This window comes from Yoonia sp. 208BN28-4 (genome assembly GCF_037543925.1).
Taxonomy (GTDB): domain Bacteria; phylum Pseudomonadota; class Alphaproteobacteria; order Rhodobacterales; family Rhodobacteraceae; genus Yoonia.
The window spans coordinates 72847-89212 of sequence record NZ_JBBIFY010000003.1 but is presented as its reverse complement, the minus strand read 5'-3'; the positions used below and the strand labels follow the sequence as shown (position 1 = coordinate 89212).

General features: G+C 60.7%; 17 protein-coding genes. 10 read left to right on the top strand and 7 right to left on the bottom strand.

The features are described 5' to 3' along the window. Positions 1-9: 9 nt before the first annotated feature. Positions 10-378: a helix-turn-helix domain-containing protein gene (locus V8J84_RS10625; protein ID WP_339930886.1), complete on the bottom strand. Its 369-nt coding sequence runs from the start codon at positions 376-378 to the stop codon at positions 10-12. Positions 379-662: 284 nt separating this feature from the next. On the opposite strand from V8J84_RS10625, the gene V8J84_RS10620 reads away from it, so the two are divergent. Continuing rightward, positions 663-1622, top strand: coding sequence for an NADPH:quinone oxidoreductase family protein (locus tag V8J84_RS10620; protein ID WP_339930884.1), 960 nt, complete (start codon positions 663-665; stop codon positions 1620-1622). Here the strand turns inward: V8J84_RS10620 and V8J84_RS10615 are convergent. After that, the gene (locus V8J84_RS10615) at positions 1619-2506 is read right to left on the bottom strand and encodes a LysR family transcriptional regulator (protein ID WP_339930882.1); all 888 of its coding nucleotides are present in this window, start codon (positions 2504-2506) and stop codon (positions 1619-1621) included. The two genes, V8J84_RS10620 and V8J84_RS10615, sit on opposite strands and share 4 nt — an antisense overlap. 112 nt (positions 2507-2618) lie before the next feature. Here V8J84_RS10615 and V8J84_RS10610 point away from each other — a divergent pair, with 112 nt between their 5' ends. The 3 genes from V8J84_RS10610 (at position 2619) to V8J84_RS10600 (ending at position 4602) form a co-directional block, all read left to right on the top strand. Next, positions 2619-2831, top strand: a complete 213-nt coding sequence (locus tag V8J84_RS10610; protein ID WP_339930880.1) for a DUF1127 domain-containing protein — start codon at positions 2619-2621, stop codon at positions 2829-2831. Between the two features lie 170 nt (positions 2832-3001). After that, positions 3002-3772: a Bax inhibitor-1/YccA family protein gene (locus V8J84_RS10605; protein WP_339930878.1), complete on the top strand. Its 771-nt coding sequence runs from the start codon at positions 3002-3004 to the stop codon at positions 3770-3772. Between the two features lie 164 nt (positions 3773-3936). Beyond that, entirely contained in the window at positions 3937-4602 is a 666-nt protein-coding gene (locus V8J84_RS10600) for an MIP/aquaporin family protein (protein WP_339930876.1), read from the top strand. On the opposite strand, the gene V8J84_RS10595 is transcribed toward V8J84_RS10600, so the two are convergent. The 5 genes from V8J84_RS10595 to V8J84_RS10575 all read right to left on the bottom strand — a co-directional run bounded on the left by V8J84_RS10595 (position 4595) and on the right by V8J84_RS10575 (position 9926). Then, a complete protein-coding gene (locus V8J84_RS10595) occupies positions 4595-6199 on the bottom strand; it encodes a sulfatase-like hydrolase/transferase (RefSeq protein ID WP_339930874.1) in 1605 nt (534 codons plus the stop codon). The two genes, V8J84_RS10600 and V8J84_RS10595, sit on opposite strands and share 8 nt — an antisense overlap. Before the next feature lie 73 nt (positions 6200-6272). Beyond that, positions 6273-7349 (bottom strand): molybdenum ABC transporter ATP-binding protein, encoded by a 1077-nt coding sequence (gene modC, locus V8J84_RS10590; protein WP_339930871.1) that lies wholly within the window; start codon positions 7347-7349, stop codon positions 6273-6275. Beyond that, positions 7322-7999, bottom strand: coding sequence for a molybdate ABC transporter permease subunit (gene modB / locus V8J84_RS10585; RefSeq protein WP_339930869.1), 678 nt, complete (start codon positions 7997-7999; stop codon positions 7322-7324). Before modB ends, modC begins: the two co-directional genes overlap by 28 nt. Further along, positions 7996-8724: a molybdate ABC transporter substrate-binding protein gene (modA, locus tag V8J84_RS10580; protein ID WP_339930867.1), complete on the bottom strand. Its 729-nt coding sequence runs from the start codon at positions 8722-8724 to the stop codon at positions 7996-7998. Before modA ends, modB begins: the two co-directional genes overlap by 4 nt. Positions 8725-8768: 44 nt before the next feature. Beyond that, positions 8769-9926, bottom strand: coding sequence for an acetoin utilization protein AcuC (locus V8J84_RS10575; protein WP_339930865.1), 1158 nt, complete (start codon positions 9924-9926; stop codon positions 8769-8771). Between the two features lie 34 nt (positions 9927-9960). Between V8J84_RS10575 and V8J84_RS10570 the strand changes: the two genes are divergently transcribed. From V8J84_RS10570 to ptsP, 6 genes are all read left to right on the top strand, one after another. Next, positions 9961-10446: an NUDIX hydrolase gene (locus tag V8J84_RS10570; RefSeq protein WP_339930863.1), complete on the top strand. Its 486-nt coding sequence runs from the start codon at positions 9961-9963 to the stop codon at positions 10444-10446. 36 nt (positions 10447-10482) lie between these two features. After that, positions 10483-10878 carry a DUF1178 family protein gene (locus V8J84_RS10565; protein WP_339930861.1) on the top strand — a complete coding sequence of 132 codons (396 nt, stop codon included), beginning with the start codon at positions 10483-10485 and terminating at the stop codon, positions 10876-10878. A gap of 3 nt (positions 10879-10881) precedes the next feature. After that, positions 10882-11529, top strand: a complete 648-nt coding sequence (locus V8J84_RS10560) for an SDR family NAD(P)-dependent oxidoreductase (protein ID WP_339930859.1) — start codon at positions 10882-10884, stop codon at positions 11527-11529. A 232-nt stretch (positions 11530-11761) separates the two neighbouring features. After that, positions 11762-13000, top strand: coding sequence for an aspartate kinase (locus V8J84_RS10555; RefSeq protein WP_339930857.1), 1239 nt, complete (start codon positions 11762-11764; stop codon positions 12998-13000). Beyond that, positions 12997-14070 carry an alcohol dehydrogenase family protein gene (locus tag V8J84_RS10550; RefSeq protein WP_339930855.1) on the top strand — a complete coding sequence of 358 codons (1074 nt, stop codon included), beginning with the start codon at positions 12997-12999 and terminating at the stop codon, positions 14068-14070. The genes V8J84_RS10555 and V8J84_RS10550 overlap by 4 nt, the downstream gene beginning before the upstream one ends. Positions 14071-14124: 54 nt before the next feature. Continuing rightward, entirely contained in the window at positions 14125-16365 is a 2241-nt protein-coding gene (ptsP, locus tag V8J84_RS10545; RefSeq protein WP_339930853.1) for a phosphoenolpyruvate--protein phosphotransferase, read from the top strand. Position 16366: the final 1 nt, after the last annotated feature.

The window sequence follows — 16366 nt, the reverse complement described above, 5'->3', positions numbered from 1 at the left end:
GCGGCGATATCAGGCTGCGTCGCTCAGGACACGGGCCAGATCGAACAAGCGCCGACGCTGGTTCTCGGGGATCGCATAATAAGAGCGCAGCAGGTCCAGCGCCTCTTTGTCGGTCATGATATCGGTGGGCAGGTCACCACTGGCATGCTGCGCCGCTTCTTCGTCTAACCCTTCGAAGAAAAAAGAAACTTCGACACCCAGCACGCTTGCGATATCCCAAAGGCGGGAGGCGCTGACGCGGTTCATGCCGGTTTCATATTTCTGAATCTGCTGAAACTTGATCCCGACCTGTTCGGCCAGTTGTTGTTGGGTCACCCCGTTCATCCAGCGCCGATGGCGGATGCGTTTTCCAACGTGAACGTCAACTGGGTGGCTCATTTTCTTGTCTTCCTTCGGCTTCATGTCTTACGGCAAACTGCGGCGTTCGCTCCTGTTGCGACAACCGTGCAACTGGCCCGGTGTGTATTTACTGCCGCCTTACGTGCACATCAGATATCGGACACGCAACGGTTGCAGCGCCGAACCTGACCTTTAGGACAGGCTGTTCCCAAACATTTTCAAAATCATGGTTTCGATTGCCTTAATTCCGGGCAGGGTTTCGCCCCCGTGCCATTCCGCTATGGTCCGCCAGACAAACCGATTCCAAGCCGGAGCCTGCCCCGATGAAAGCCTTTCAAGTGACCGATTTCAGCACACCCGCAGCGGTCAGCGACATCGCGCCGCCGGTTCCCGCCAAAGGCGAAGTGCTGATTGATATCGCGGCCTGCGGCCTGAATTTTGCCGATTTGCTGATGGCGAAAGGCACCTATCAGGATACGCCTACCCCGCCATTCACGCTTGGTATGGAGGTTTGCGGCACCGTTGCAGCACTTGGCGAAGGGGTCACATCGCCTGCGGTTGGCACGCGCGTCGCTGTTTTCGGCGGTCAGGGCGGTCTTGCTGAACAGGGCGTCTTTCCGGCAGCGCTTTGCCGTGCGGTGCCCGATGACATGCCCGCAGACGTGGCTGCCGGTTTCATGGTCGCCTACGGCACCTCGCATCTGGCGCTGACACGGCGCGCTGGTCTGCAATCGGGCGAAACCCTGCTTGTGCTGGGTGCAGCGGGCGGTGTTGGCCTGACGGCGGTCGAGATCGGCAAGGCGCTGGGCGCAACCGTGATCGCCGTGGCGCGTGGCGCGGACAAGCTGGAGGTGGCGCGCAAGGCGGGCGCCGACCATCTGATCGACAGCACCACCGACGATATCAAGGCAGCGGTCAAAGCGCTGGGCGGCGCAGATGTGGTTTACGATCCCGTGGGCGGTGACGCTTTCAAGGCCGCCCTTGGTGCCTGTAATCGCGAGGCGCGGGTTATCACCATCGGTTTTGCCAGTGGTGACGTGCCGCAAATCCCCGCCAATATCATTCTGGTCAAGAACATCACCGTCATCGGCTTTTACTGGGGCGGCTATCTGAAGTTCAATCCCGCCGCCCTCACCCAAAGCCTCGCCGAGTTGCTTCATCTTTACACGGCGGGCAAGCTGACGCCGCATATCAGCCACGTCTTGCCATTGGAAAACGCGCAGGACGCGCTGGATCTGATGGAAAGCCGCAAATCGACCGGCAAGGTGGTGGTGACACCCTAGGCCATCACCGTAACTGGTGCTTGCGCTGCGGGCTTCCCGCGATAGGCCGCGCGGATCATATCGACCATATCGGCGACCATCGGCGCGTGGCCCTGCCGCGTGTGATACATGTTGATCCGCGTCTGCCCCAGTTCCGGTAGACCGCAATTTGCGGGCAATGTCGCACAATGGGCCGGCACTGTACCCTCGAGCATCACATGCACCGCCAGATCGGCGCTCACGGTTGCCTCGATCGTGCGCGATGATGCGGATTCCACGGCCATTTCCCACGGCACGCCCGCCGCATCCAGACGCGCCTGCGCCATCTGGCGGAACATGCAACGCTGTTCAAAGGCCAGTTTCAGCGGTCGCTGCTTGTAGGCGATACCGCCGGGCGATCCGATCCAGACCATCTGACGCGCACCAAGCTCTTCGCCGCCAGCATCCAGATCGTCTTCGGTGGTCAGAATGATATCGGCCTCACCGCGTTTGAATTGCTGTTTCAGCTCGGTTGTGAAGGACGAAAGCAGTTGCACTTTCACCCGTGGATAAGCCGCAGCAAAGCGTTGCAACACGGGCGGAATGGCCGGATAGACGATGTCATGCGGCACGCCAAGGATGATCTCGCCCTCAAAATCATTGGCCGTCAGCTTGCCATAGACCTCGTCGTTCAGGGCCAGCATCCGCCGCGCGTAGCTGAGCAACTGTTCACCCGCGCCGGTCAGCGCGATGGTGCGCGCCGTCCGGTCGAGCAGAGACACATTCAGCGACTCCTCTAACCGTTTCAGCTGCATCGACACCGCAGATTGCGTGAGGTTCAAAAAACCGGCCGCGCGCGTCACGCCGCCCTCTTCTGCCACAGCCACGAAAGACCGCAGCGCCGTCATATCCAGATTTCGCATCATCACAATCCTTGATGGTGGACATAAGAAACATTCGTTTCACTTATGTCATCCCTTCGTCGACACATCAAGCATCGACATGCATTTACGCCAAACCATCACGAAAGGATATATCATGACCAGCTATGTTTCCGTCCGCCACTGCCGCCCTGCCCCGCGCCTGAGCGGTTTCGCCCGCCTTTTGCAGATGTTCGCCTTGCGGCGTCAGCGTCATCAGCTGTCCGGTCTGAGCGACGCGCAACTGCGCGATATCGGCCTGACCAGCGCGCAAGCATCACAGGAAGCATCGCGCAAGCCGTGGGACGTGCCAGCCACATGGCGCAACTGAGACATTTACCCTGTTTTTTCAGCATTATCCGCTGACCTGCGACAAACCCGCCCAAAAAGGTCAGAAACCTGCCCGTCAGGTGCGGATGCATCTTGAAAAACGCGCCCATGCTGCCAATATCTGTGCCAATACGCCATTCCGGCGTGCGTCATTCTTTTTTGGAGGTATCCATGGCTGAATATCAAACCACCCGGACCGTGGGCGGCGTTCGCACGGCGGCGATCGATGAGGGCCTTCGCGCCCATATGAATAAAGTCTACGGCACAATGTCCGTGGGCATGATCATCACCGCAGCCGCTGCTTGGGCACTGTCCGGTCTTGCAATCGCAACCGAACCCACCGCCTACCAGATCGGTGCAAACACATATCTGACCGAATTCGGTGCAACACTTTGGACAAGCCCGTTGAAGTGGGTCGTCATGTTCCTGCCGCTGGTGATGGTCTTTGCATTCGGTGCAATGATTAACCGCCTGTCGGCTGCCGGTGCGCAACTGTTCTTCTACGTCTTTGCCGCCGCGATGGGTGTGTCGATTTCGTGGATCTTTGCGGTCTTCACAGGCTTCTCGATCATTCAGGTGTTCCTGATTACGGCGATCGCCTTTGCGGGTCTGTCCCTCTGGGGCTACACCACGAAAAAGGACATCTCCGGCTGGGGTAGCTTCCTGATCATGGGCGTCATCGGCCTGATCGTGGCGTCGCTGGTAAACATCTGGTTGCAGTCGCCTGCGATCATGTACGCGGTGTCGATGATCGGTGTTCTGATCTTTGCGGGCCTCACAGCCTATGACACGCAGAAGATCAAGACAGACTACATCGCACATGCCGCACATGGCGATCAGGAGTGGCTGGCAAAGTCGGCGATCATGGGTGCGCTTAACCTGTATCTGGACTTTATCAACATGTTTATGTTCCTGCTGCAGCTGTTCGGCAACCGCGAATAAGCAACGCCACAGTCTGAGTTTTTCAGCCCCGCCCGACAGCACGTCGGGCGGGGTTTTTCTTTGTTCTGTTACATTGGGATGCAAGGGTGGCCGCACAATCTTGACCCAACGCCGCCAATGTCCTAGCCGACTGTGGCCTGACAATTCAGACCGGAGCCTTCCTGATGACACTTGACCGCCGCCTCATGGCCGAGGCCCTTGGCACGTTTTTCCTGCTGGCCACAGTTGTGGGCTCGGGGATCATGGCAGAGCGTCTGGCAGGCGGGAATATCGCGGTTGCTTTGCTGGGTAACACGATCCCCACAGGCGCGATCCTCGTGGTGCTGATCACAATCTTCGGCCCGATTTCGGGCGCGCACTTCAATCCCGCTGTCACGCTTTCATTTGCGATCCGCCGTGAAATCACCGTGCCGGATGCGGTGCTTTTTGTGATGGTGCAAATTGCCAGCGGCATCCTTGGTGTGCTGGCCGCGCACGTGATGTTTGAACATCCGCTTTTTGATCCCTCAACGACCGCACGCACAGGCGTGGGCCAGTGGGCCGGGGAATTTGTGGCCACCTTTGGTCTGGTTGGCACCATTCTGGCCTGTATCAAGGCCCGCCCGCAGGCGGTTCCCATGGCGGTGGGGCTTTATATCACGGCCGCCTATTGGTTCACGTCATCCACATCCTTTGCCAACCCTGCGGTGACAATCGCGCGCGGCTTTTCCAACACCTTTGCAGGCATCGCACCCGCCGATGTGGTGGCGTTCATCATCGTGCAGCTGATTGCCGCTGTGGTCGCGACCGTGTTCTTCAAGTGGCTGCTGGCCGAGGACTTAGTTAGTTAGCTTGCACTTCGGAGTTAAAGACATCGTATTCGGGCTTGTAGATATCGCTCCTCATTCCGAATGCACCCATGACCGAATGGAACGGGAAATCATGCGGATAGGTGACATCGGTGACAATCGCGTCTGTGGTCAGCCCGCGTGATTGTTTGAAGGCATCATTCATCCAGATGAAGAACGGCACTTCGAATTGTTCGGCAGGGGCAATGGCGGGCGGCACGCCGTGCAAATACATGCCCCCCTCGCCCAGCGATTGCCCGTGGTCGGACACATAGATCAGCACAACATTGGCGTTATCGATGCGATCAAGCTGATCGATCAGGTCGGCCATCAGATAGTCGTTATAGACCAGCGTATTGTCGTAGGCATTCACAAGGATCTGCTGGTCACACTCGGCCACCTGCACGGTTCTGCACACTGGCGTGAAAACTTCGAACGCTTCGGGGTATTTCTCGGAATAGCGCGGGCCATGGCTGCCGGTATGGTGGAACGTCACAAGGATGCGATCCGCCTCTGACGCGTCCAGCGCCTCGCCCAGTTTATAGTTCAGCGCGCCGTCCAGATAGGGATCAGGGCAATCGTCGCCTGCGCACTCAGCCACAACTTCGCTGCCGCGCATCAGGCTGGTGGCGTTAAACGGCGGCTCGCCCGCGCCGTTGGTACGGTAGATCGTCTCGACCCCGTGGCGCGTCATGTAGCTGACCAAAGGTTCGTATCCGGTGCGCGATCCGGCCTCGCGCCCTTCATGGGTATTAATGCACGCCATTGAGCCGATGGTGTTGGTGGAACACGCATCGCCGTAGGGAAAGATCGCCAGATCCTTATCGTCGGTATAGGGCGTGGTATCGCGCTCGTATCCATACCAGTCATAGTTGGCAGCCCGCGTAGCCTCGCCCAAAATCAGCACGACAATGTCTTTGCCCGCAGGTGCCGCGCCAGTGAAGGTCGCATCGGGCAGCAGTTCCTGCTCGCGATTGCTTTTGGCCTTTTTGTTGTAATAGCGGCCTGTGTTCACGACATAGGACCACGGCAAAATCCGTGCGCCCAACCGCGTGCCATGGGCGTCATACCAGAGCCATGTGAATGACGTGGCGAACAGAAACGCCAGCAGTGCGGCAAACACACCGACAGAGGCCGCAAGGGACGCAAACCAGCGCGGGCGGCGAATGCGGGCCTTCCAGATCGCGATGACGGGCAGCAGACCAAGCACCACAAAATACACCGCAATATGCCAGTGCCACAGATCAAATGATTGCCGCGTGTTTGTCCCAAGAATGTTAGAGATCATCGAGATATCCAGCTCAATCCCGTAGGTCCGCATGAAATAAAGCGCGATGGCGTTCGTGATGACAAATGCGGTCGCCACGATCTTGGCCAGCGTCACCGACACCGCCGCCAGCAGCAAAAGAAAGCTGACCATCAGCGCGATTTGCAGCACCTGAAGCGATATCACATTGACCAGCGCGTTTGATCCCGCGTCGGACACCGACAGCGCATAGCCCACAAGCGGATGCTGGAAAACGCCCAGATGCAGCAGTGCCACGGCCAGTGCGAACACATAGACCGACACGTCAAACCGCCATGCCCATAGCTTTTTCATTCCACTCATCCGTCGCTTGTGCTGCGCAATCAGACGCACATATGCCGTTCTGCCGCGTCCGACAAGCGGTGCATCAGGCTGGTGCCACCGCCGTTGCCTTGATGATCGCATAGATATGCTGGCCGCGTTGCAAATCCAGTTCGCGCGCGGCTTTTGCCGTGATCCCCGCCCAAAGTGCGGTGTTACCGGCCTGTAGTCCAATGGCGGCACCACCCTGCGTATCGCTATGCACGCTTGTCACGGTGACAGGCAGCACGTTTTGCGCCGATAGCCCCGTGGGCGGCCTCAGCGACAGGATGATATCATGGGCCGGCACGCGTAGCCGCATTCTGTTGCCAACCGTGCCAATCTGCCCCGCCAGCGTCAACGTGCCACCACTGAACGTCAGTGTTGTCACCATGTCATCCGCATCGTGCGCCGTGATCGTGTAGTCCAGCAACGCCCCGCGATCACCTCGCGCAAGCAGATGCGCCTGGGCCGGATCACCCAGAACCTGTGTCACCGGACCGGCCTGCACCACGCGGCCCGCCTGCATCAGCACGATATAGCTGGCCAGTCGCGTGACCTCGTTCATCGCGTGGCTGACATAGATCACCGGCACCTGCGTTTCATCGCGCAAACGTTCCAGATACGGCAGGATGTCTGCCTTGCGCGGCCCGTCCAATGACGCCAGCGGCTCATCCATCAGCACAAGGTCGGGGCGTCGCATCAAGGCGCGGGCAAGCGCCACCCGTTGCGCCTCACCCCCTGACAGGCTGGCCGGTTTGCGGGTCAGCAGATCGCCCAATCCCAGTAGCTCAACCAGCGCCGCCTCGTCATGTTGGCCGCCATAGCGCAGGTTGTCCTGCACGCTCAGGTGCGGGAACAGCCGCGCATCCTGAAACACATAGCCCACGCGGCGTTTGTGCGGCGGCGTCCAAAGACCTTTTGCGCTGTCACACCAGACCTGATCGCCCAGCGCGATGCGCCCTGTCTTTGGCCGCCAAAGCCCCGCGATGGCGTTCACGATGCTTGTCTTGCCCGCGCCGGATGGTCCGAACAGGGCGGTGACCCCGACAGGAGCCACAAAGCCCGCATCAAATTGCGTAGCGCCCAAGCGGCCCTGAATGTGCACGTCGAGCGTCATGACCGCACCCGCCGCGCGAGCCATTCCGACAGGATCAGCGCGCCCATTGCAAAGATGATCGACACGGCAACAAGGGCCAGCACGGCCCCTTCCTGCCCCGGCACCTGTAACAGGCCGTAGATCGCTGACGGAATGGTTTGCGTCTGTCCGGGGATCGCCGCGACAAATGTGATCGTCGCGCCAAACTCGCCCAGCGCCTTGGCAAACCCAAGCACAGCGCCCGCGATGATCCCCGGCGCGATGAGCGGTACTGTAACCGTACGAAACACCCGCCAGCGCGATGCGCCCAAGGTCGCGGCGGCATCCTCCAACCCTTCATCGACGGCCTCGATCGCAAGCCGGATCGCGCGGACCATCAGCGGGAACGCCATGATCCCCGCCGCCAGCGCCGCCCCCGTCCAGCGGAACGCCAGCGTGATGCCAAACAGGTCATAAAGCCATGCGCCCACGGCCCCTTGCCGCCCGAACACCACCAGCAACAGATAGCCTGTGACGACCGGCGGCAGGACCAGTGGTAAATGCACCAACCCGTTCACGATCTGCCAGCCCCAGAACCGTTTGCGCGCCAAAAGCCACGCGACGGCCACCGCAAACGGTAAGGCGACAATAGTGGCCCACAACGCCACCTTCAGCGACAAGGCGACAATGCCCCAAAGCTCTGGCGTCCACGTCATTCCGCGCAGCCCCCGACAGGGCAAAAGCCTGCGGCGGTCAACGTATCTTCCGCAGCGACAACCGCCGCCAAGAACGCCTTGGCATGGGGATCGTCCGACACTGCAGCACCGACATAGCGAATTGTGGGGTGCGCCGACGCAGGCAACTGCGCGACCACTGGCAGGTCTGGCACCACCCGCGCATCGCTTTGATACACCAGCCCCAATGGCACCTCGCCGCGCGCCACCAGCGCCAGCGCCGCGCGCACGTTTTCAACCTCGGCCAGTCGGGGTGCGGCGACCGCCCACAAGCCGAGGAGTTCCAAGGCCGCTTTGCCGTAAATCCCTGCAGGCACCGATGCAGTATTGCCCATCGCCAGCCGCCCTTCGCCAAGTGCCGCCATCAGCGCATCCGGCGTCAGGTCCAGCGGTGTGGCGTGGGCTTGGCCTACGATCACCAGCGCGTTGCTCGCAAAATCCACCACGGTGGTCGGGTCTACGGCATCCCGCGCCACAAGGTCATCCATCCACGCCACATTCGCCAGCAGCACAACATCGGCGGGCGCGCCAAAGCTGACCTGCCGCGCGATGGTGCCGCTGCCCGCGTAAGACACCACAACGCCGCCAAAATCCGCCGCTATCGCATCAAGCGGCCCTTTCAGGCTTGCTGCGGCAAAGACGACCAGATCGTCCGCGCGTACAGGTGCCGCGCAAAGCATCAGCAAAATGGCAAAAAGCTGTTTCATCGTGTCAACTTATCCGCGCCCCGCGCAGCACAGGCAAGCCCGCATCACACCCAAGCACCCATCCGCGCCTGCAATGTCTGAACGCGGGTCCGCACATCATCCGCTATCGGGCCGTCGCGCGGGGCGTCTTGTAAGGTCGTAATCCAATGGTCGGGCGGGAGTTTCACGCGCTTTTGCCCGTCCCATCGCAGCGCCCGCAGCACGGATTGCGCGGCATCAGGCAAATGGTCCGGCACCTCATAGCCATTCAGCGTCGCCCAGACGCCTGTCCAGCAGCGCCCCACCGACCACGGATTATAACCGCCGCCGCCCAGCACCACGTAGCGCGGTGCAAGCGCCATCAGCGCCCGCACCACCGCCCAATGCGCGTTGTTCGACATCGCAAGCCCCGACTGCGGGTCCTCCAACAGCGCGTCGGCCCCGCATTGCAGCACAATCGCATCAGGCGCGAATGCCTGCACGACGGGCAGGATCACCGCGTCGCGCACCAGCGCCGTATCACTATCGTTGCTGCCACGCGGCAGCGGCACGTTCCACACTTGCCCGACTCCGCGATCCGTGATCTTGCCCGTGCGCGGCCAGCGGTTTTCCTCGTGTACCGATATCAGCAAGGTATCCGGATCATCGGCAAAGGCATGCTCCACCCCGTCCGCGTGATGCGCGTCGATATCCACATAGGCCACCCGTGTGGCCCCGTTGCGCCGCAGCGACTGGATCGCCAGCACCGGATCATTGAGATAGCAAAACCCGTTCGCGCGATCAGGCATGCCGTGATGCGTGCCACCCGCAGGCGTGTAAATCACCCCGCCACGCGCCACCAGTTCACCCGCCAGCATCGCCGCCCCGGCTGACGTGGCTGGCCTGCGATACATTTCCGCGAAAACGGGATTGGACGGCGTGCCCAGCCCATGCCGCTGGCGCACCTCATCGCTCACCGATTGCGTGGCCTCTGCCGCTTGGAGCGCCGCCAGATAGCGCGGCGTGTGAAAGCTTGTCAGCGCTGCCGGTTTCGCCACAGGCGATGTAAGATACCGCGCGGGCGGCAGCCAGCCCAGCGCCCGCACCAGATCAAGCACCGTCGACACGCGCGGCACCCGCAACGGATGGGCGGCACCATAGCTTGATGTGCGGTAAATCTCTGCCCCGATCAGACGCGGGGCACCTCTTGCCACAGAGGCGTCATCATGTGACGTTACTTGCATAAAACCAACAATAGCGCCGAGCAGCCCGAAACCCATGGCCAAACGCACAAAGACCAAACCAAAGGTCCGGCCCCTGCACCTGCGCGGGGCTGCCAAGACAGATGTGCGCACGCAATTCGCCGCCCTGTGCTGGCGCGTGAAGGGCAAGCAGGTGCAGGTCTGCCTAATCACCAGCCGCAATACCAAACGCTGGATCGTGCCCAAAGGCTGGCCGATGCACAAACAAACCCCCGCAAGTGCCGCCGCCACCGAAGCCTGGGAAGAAGCCGGTCTAACAGGCAAGGCATCAAACACATGTCTAGGCGTCTACAGCTACCGCAAACCGATCAAAAAACGGCCACTGCCCATTCTGGTCCTCGTCTACCCTGTAAAGGTCAAGAACGTGCACAGTGACTGGCCCGAAAAGGACCAGCGCCGCCGCAAATGGTTCACGCCCGCAAAAGCCGCAACAAAGGTCGCAGAGCCGGCACTTCAGCAAATCCTGCGGGACTTTGATCCGGCACTTTTGTCGCGCAGCTAGGCTTGCGGGTCTGCGCGCACCCTCTATCTTAGGGGTATGATCCGCTACCATCTTACCTGTGACAACGACCACGCCTTTGAAAGCTGGTTCCAGTCCTCTGCCGCCTACGACACGCTGGCGGCGGCTGGCATGGTCAGTTGCGCAGTTTGCGGGTCCAGCACGGTCAGCAAGTCCCTGATGGCCCCGACCGTGACGGCCACCAAAGCACCCAAAGCCGCGCCCGCGCCGCTGGAAAAACTGCGCGCCGAGATCGAGGCAAACGCCGATGACGTCGGCAACCGCTTTGCAACAGAGGCGCGCGCCATGCATCTGGGCGATGCCCCCGAACGCCCGATCTACGGACAGGCCAATGGTGCCGAGGCCAAATCACTGATCGAGGATGGCGTGCCTGTCCTCCCGCTCCCTTTCATTCCCCGCAAAAAGGCGCACTGACCTATGAAAACAGCTTTGATCACAGGTGCCAATCGCGGCATTGGCGCAGAAATGCTTGCGCAGCTTAATGCAGATGGCGTGACCGCACGTGGCACAGCCCGCGATCCGTCCGGCGATCTGCTGGCCTGTGATGTGGCCGATGCCGCCTCCGTCACGGCGATGGCGACCGCATATGGCGATACCCCGCTTGATCTTCTGGTCTGCAATGCGGGCATTTTCATCGACCGTGACGAAACGATCGAGACAGGCTACCCCGCCGATATGTGGGCGGAGGAATTTGCCACCAACGTTACCGGCGTGTTCCTCACCATTCAGGCGCTGCTTCCCAACCTGCGCGCCGCAAAAGGCAAGATCGCAATCATCTCCTCGCAGCTGGGGTCCAGCACGCAACTGGGCACAAACGGGTTCATCTATCGTGCCTCCAAGGCCGCCGTGCTGAACCTTGGCATGAATGTCGCACAGACCGTCAAACCGGACGGCATCGCTGTGGGCATCTACCATCCGGGCTGGGTGCAGACCGATATGGGCGGCGAAAGTGCGGCTATCACGCCAGAGGCATCGGCAAGCGGCCTTATCGCACGTTTCAAAGACCTGTCGCTGGACAAAACCGGCTGCTTTGAAAACTGGGACGGGCGCCCCCACGCGGTCTGACCTGCATCATCTTCACCTGGAAACACTCCACTGGAGTGTTTCATTGACGGCTCGATTGCCCCAAATACGCATTCCGCACTCTCCAACTGTGCGGTCCCGGCAGCCTCGGCGCGGACAAAAAATGATGTGCGGGCACGCAGCGCACGCTCCTTTTGGTCAAACCTGCATTGCGTGGGGTCACTTAGCTGATTAAGAGACGCGGAAACAAAGGCAGCCTGACCAAGGACAGACCATGCCCACCCTCGTGATGAAATTCGGCGGCACATCCGTCGCCAACCTCGACCGGATCGCCCGCGCGGCCAAGCGCGTCGCTTTGGAAGTGGCCAACGGCTATGACGTCATCGTCATTGTCAGCGCCATGTCGGGCAAGACCAACGAACTGGTCGGCTGGGTCAACGACACCTCGCCCCTTTATGACGCACGCGAATACGATGCGATTGTGTCGTCGGGCGAAAATGTCACCGCTGGCCTGATGGCCCTGCGCCTGCAGGAAATGGATATTCCTGCGCGCAGCTGGCAGGGCTGGCAGGTGCCGGTGAAAACCACATCCGCCCACTCTTCCGCGCGGATCGAAGAAATCCCCACCGACAACATCACCGCCAAGTTCGGCGAAGGCATGCGCGTCGCGGTCGTGGCCGGTTTTCAGGGGATCAGCCCCGAAGGCCGCATCACAACGCTGGGCCGTGGCGGGTCCGACACAACTGCCGTGGCCTTTGCCGCTGCCTTTGGCGCGGAGCGTTGCGATATTTATACAGACGTGGACGGTGTCTATACCACCGACCCGCGCATCACATCCAAGGCCCGCAAGCTCGACAAGATCGCGTTTGAGGAAATGCTGGAACTCGCGTCCTTGGGCGCAAAAGTCCTGCAAACCCGCTCGGTCGAGCTGGCGATGCGCTACAAAGTGCGCCTGCGGGTGCTGTCATCATTCGAAGAACCGTCGGACAAAGCGGGCACGCTGGTCTGCGACGAGGAGGAAATCATGGAACAGAACGCTGTGGCCGGTGTGGCCTATTCCCGTGACGAGGCGAAAATGACCCTCATTTCCGTGGCCGACCGCCCCGGTATCGCCGCTGCAATCTTTGGCCCTCTGGCCGATGCAGGCGTGAATGTGGATATGATCGTGCAGAACATTTCCGAAGAAGGTCGCACCGATATGACCTTCTCCTGCCCCACCGATCAGGTCTTGCGCGCCGAAAAGGCCGTGGCCGACGCGATGGCCAAGGGCGAGATCAACTACCACGATCTGGTGACAGATGACGGCGTGTGCAAAGTGTCTGTCGTCGGCATCGGCATGCGCAGCCACGCAGGTGTCGCCGCCAAGATGTTCAAGGCGCTGCAGGATGAAAGCATCAACATCAAGGTTATCACCACATCCGAGATCAAGATCTCGGTGCTGATCGACCGCAAGTATCTGGAACTGGCCGTGCAGGCGCTCCACGATGCGTTCGAGCTTGAAAAAGCCGCATGAGCCTGCCGACGGTCATGTCCGGCGTGGTCCTGACGGGCTATGGCGGGCTGGACTGTCTGGAATGGCGTGATGATCTGCCGGTGCCGCAGGTCGGCCCCGACGATGTGCTGATCCGCGTGGCGGCGGCTGGCGTCAATAACACCGATATCAACACCCGCACTGGCTGGTACGCAAAGTCTGTGACAGCTGCGACGTCCGATGATGTGCGTCCCGCCATTGGCGAAGACGGCACATGGAGCGGTGACACGCTGACATTTCCGCACATCCAAGGTGCCGATTGCTGCGGTCACATCGTCGCTGTGGGTGACAACATCTCGGCCGACCGGATCGGGCAGCGCGTGCTGACGCGCACCATGCGCAACACGACCCAGCCTGACGGCACCAACAAGGTGGTGACCCAAGGCTCTGAAACGCAAGGCGCATTTGCGCAATACATGGCGGCACCTTCGTTTGACGCCATCACAGTCGCCGCCGATTGGACCGATATCGAACTGGCCTCGATCCCCTGCGCCTACACCACTGCCGAGGGCATGCTGGCCCGCTGTAATCTGGGCGCCGAGACCGTTTTGATCACGGGCGCGTCCGGTGGCGTGGGGTCAGCCTTGATCCAGCTTGCCAAACGGCGCGGCGCAACCGTCACCGCCGTGACCCAAGCCGATAAGGCCGCCGCACTGCAAGACATTGGCGCGGATCACACGCTGGACCACGACGCGCCCTTGCCGGAAAATCACTACGATGTGGTGCTTGATCTGGTGGCAGGCGCGCGCTTTCCCGATCTTCTTGACGCGCTCAAGCCGCAGGGCCGCTATGTGACGTCCGGTGCCATCGCAGGCCCGATGGTCACGCTTGATGTGCGCACGCTTTACCTCAAGGACCTGACGCTAATCGGGTCAACGGCGCAGCCTGCGCATATTCTGCCCGCTATCGTGTCCTATATCGCGGCAGGCACGCTCAAACCTTTGGTATCGGCAGTTTTTCCCCTGAATGATATTGCAGCGGCACAGCAAGCGTTCATGGCAAAGACCCTGATCGGCAAGATCGTTCTGGATGTGACACGTCCTGCGCCCTAATCGCGCTTCCCCTACCCCGTCCGGACACGTATGTAAGACCCAAGGGGAAAACTCATGCCGCAATCGATTGAAACAGAAAGCCGCAAACTGCTGGGCAAGTTGCGGATGGCACTGGCCGAAGACGGCGCAGGCCAGCAGCGGCTGGACCGCGTGGTGCAACTGATCGCGTCCTCCATGCGCACCGAAGTGTGCTCGATCTATCTGTTTCGTGATGCCGATACGCTGGAACTTTGTGCCACCCAAGGCCTGCAAGCCGAGGCCGTGCACCAGACCCGCATGAAGCTGGGCGAAGGTCTGGTGGGCCGAACCGCGCGGTCACGCCGCGTCATCAACACCGCCGATGCGCCAAATGCCAAGGGTTTCCGCTACATGGCCGAAACCGGCGAGGAACGCTATTCGTCGTTCTGCGGCGTTCCGATCCAGCGGCTTGGCAGCGCGCAGGGCGTGCTTGTCGTGCAATCCAAAGCCGCGCGCCAGTTTTCCGCCGATGAGGTTTACGCGCTCGAGGTTGTGGCCATGGTGCTGGCCGAAATGACCGAACTGGGTGCCTTTGTGGGCGAAGGGGCCGCGTTGACAGCCCCGCACCAGCGCCCCAGCCTGTTTCGCGGCTCAATCGCGCAGGAAGGCGCTGTTGAAGGTCAGGTTTACCTGCACGAGGCCCGCGTGTTGGTCACCAATCCGATTTCGGACGATCCCGAAAGCGAATTGATCCGTCTGCGCGATGCAATGGAAAGCCTGCGCAGCACGGTGGAATCCATGATCTCCGACACCGGCGGGATGAACGACGAACAGACCCAAATTCTTGATACCTACCGCGAATTTGCCAATTCGCGCAGCTGGCTGCGCCGGATGGAAGCGGATGTATCAAATGGTCTGTCTGCCGAGGCTGCCGTCGAGAAAGAACAGTCACTTGCCCGCGCAAGGCTCAGCCGCGCTGGCAGCGCCTATATGCGCGAACGCATCAATGACCTGGATGATCTGTCGAACCGACTTTTGCGCATCCTGACCGGCCAAGGCGCTGATCGGGGCGAATTGCCCGAAAATCCGATTCTGGTCGCGCGCAACATCGGCCCCGGTGAATTGCTGGAATACGGCAAGGCGCTCAAGGGGATCGTGCTGGAAGAAGGATCGGTAGGCAGTCACGCCACCATCGTGGCCCGCGCTTGGGCCATTCCGTTGGTGATCAACGCCAAGGCCATTGTGCGCGAGGCGTTGAATGGTGATGCCATTCTGGTCGACGGCGATCAGGGTATCGTTCACCTGCGCCCCGATGAAACCGTGCAAGGCGCTTTCCGCGAAAAGATCGCGATGCAGGCGGCGGCACAGGAACGCTATGCGTCGATCCGCGACCTGCCTGCCCTAACCAAATGCGGCACCGATATTACACTGTCGATGAACGCGGGCCTGATGGCCGACCTGCCTTCGCTGGAAGGGTCAGGTGCCGCCGGCGTGGGATTGTTCCGCACCGAATTGCAGTTCCTGATCCGCAACAAAATGCCCCGCCGGACCGAACTTGTGGCACTTTACAGCCGCGTGATGGGGGCCGCCAAAGGCAAACGTGTTGCCTTCCGCACCCTTGATATCGGGTCCGACAAAGTGCTGACCTACATGAAGCCCAACGACGAGCCGAACCCCGCGATGGGCTGGCGTGCGATCCGTGTGGGACTTGATAAGCCCGGCGTGCTGCGGATGCAGTTACAGGCGCTGATGCGCGCCGCCAACGGTGGTCCTCTGACGCTGATGTTCCCCTTCATCACCCAGCTTGAGGAATTCCGCACCGCCAAGGCCGAGATCGAAAAGGCCAAGAAACGCGAAAGCGTGTTGGGCCACCCTCTGCCCTCATCGCTTGAGGTGGGGGCGATGCTGGAAACGCCATCACTGGCTTTTGCGCCGGATGCATTTTTCGAAGAGGTCGATTTTGTGTCGATCGGCGGCAACGATCTGAAACAGTTCTTCTTTGCCGCTGACCGTGAAAACGAACGCGTGCGCAAACGCTATGACACGCTGTCATTCAGTTTTCTGGATTTCCTGTCTCTGGTCGTGGAGCGGTGCGAAAAAGCGGGCACGCGCCTTTCATTTTGTGGCGAGGATGCGGGCCGCCCTGTTGAGGCACTGGTATTTGCCGCCCTCGGCTTCAAATTCCTGTCGATGCGCCCCGCGTCGGTGGGTCCGGTCAAGCACGTCCTGCGCCGCGTTGATCTGGGCGACGTGCGCCGCGTGATGGATGAAGCACGCGCAAACGGTGATCCGTCGGCCCGCCGCGCTGTGGCTGACTGGCTTGCCTATCAGGTCTGAC

Bases quoted from the DNA above. Each gene is read 5' to 3' on its own strand.
- V8J84_RS10625 (WP_339930886.1), bottom strand. From the start codon at position 378: ATGAGCCACCCAGTTGACGTTCACGTTGGAAAACGCATCCGCCATCGG.
- V8J84_RS10620 (WP_339930884.1), top strand. From the start codon at position 663: ATGAAAGCCTTTCAAGTGACCGATTTCAGCACACCCGCAGCGGTCAGC.
- V8J84_RS10615 (WP_339930882.1), bottom strand. From the start codon at position 2,506: ATGATGCGAAATCTGGATATGACGGCGCTGCGGTCTTTCGTGGCTGTG.
- V8J84_RS10610 (WP_339930880.1), top strand. From the start codon at position 2,619: ATGACCAGCTATGTTTCCGTCCGCCACTGCCGCCCTGCCCCGCGCCTG.
- V8J84_RS10605 (WP_339930878.1), top strand. From the start codon at position 3,002: ATGGCTGAATATCAAACCACCCGGACCGTGGGCGGCGTTCGCACGGCG.
- V8J84_RS10600 (WP_339930876.1), top strand. From the start codon at position 3,937: ATGACACTTGACCGCCGCCTCATGGCCGAGGCCCTTGGCACGTTTTTC.
- V8J84_RS10595 (WP_339930874.1), bottom strand. From the start codon at position 6,199: ATGAAAAAGCTATGGGCATGGCGGTTTGACGTGTCGGTCTATGTGTTC.
- modC (WP_339930871.1), bottom strand. From the start codon at position 7,349: ATGGCTCGCGCGGCGGGTGCGGTCATGACGCTCGACGTGCACATTCAG.
- modB (WP_339930869.1), bottom strand. From the start codon at position 7,999: ATGACGTGGACGCCAGAGCTTTGGGGCATTGTCGCCTTGTCGCTGAAG.
- modA (WP_339930867.1), bottom strand. From the start codon at position 8,724: ATGAAACAGCTTTTTGCCATTTTGCTGATGCTTTGCGCGGCACCTGTA.
- V8J84_RS10575 (WP_339930865.1), bottom strand. From the start codon at position 9,926: ATGCAAGTAACGTCACATGATGACGCCTCTGTGGCAAGAGGTGCCCCG.
- V8J84_RS10570 (WP_339930863.1), top strand. From the start codon at position 9,961: ATGGCCAAACGCACAAAGACCAAACCAAAGGTCCGGCCCCTGCACCTG.
- V8J84_RS10565 (WP_339930861.1), top strand. From the start codon at position 10,483: ATGATCCGCTACCATCTTACCTGTGACAACGACCACGCCTTTGAAAGC.
- V8J84_RS10560 (WP_339930859.1), top strand. From the start codon at position 10,882: ATGAAAACAGCTTTGATCACAGGTGCCAATCGCGGCATTGGCGCAGAA.
- V8J84_RS10555 (WP_339930857.1), top strand. From the start codon at position 11,762: ATGCCCACCCTCGTGATGAAATTCGGCGGCACATCCGTCGCCAACCTC.
- V8J84_RS10550 (WP_339930855.1), top strand. From the start codon at position 12,997: ATGAGCCTGCCGACGGTCATGTCCGGCGTGGTCCTGACGGGCTATGGC.
- ptsP (WP_339930853.1), top strand. From the start codon at position 14,125: ATGCCGCAATCGATTGAAACAGAAAGCCGCAAACTGCTGGGCAAGTTG.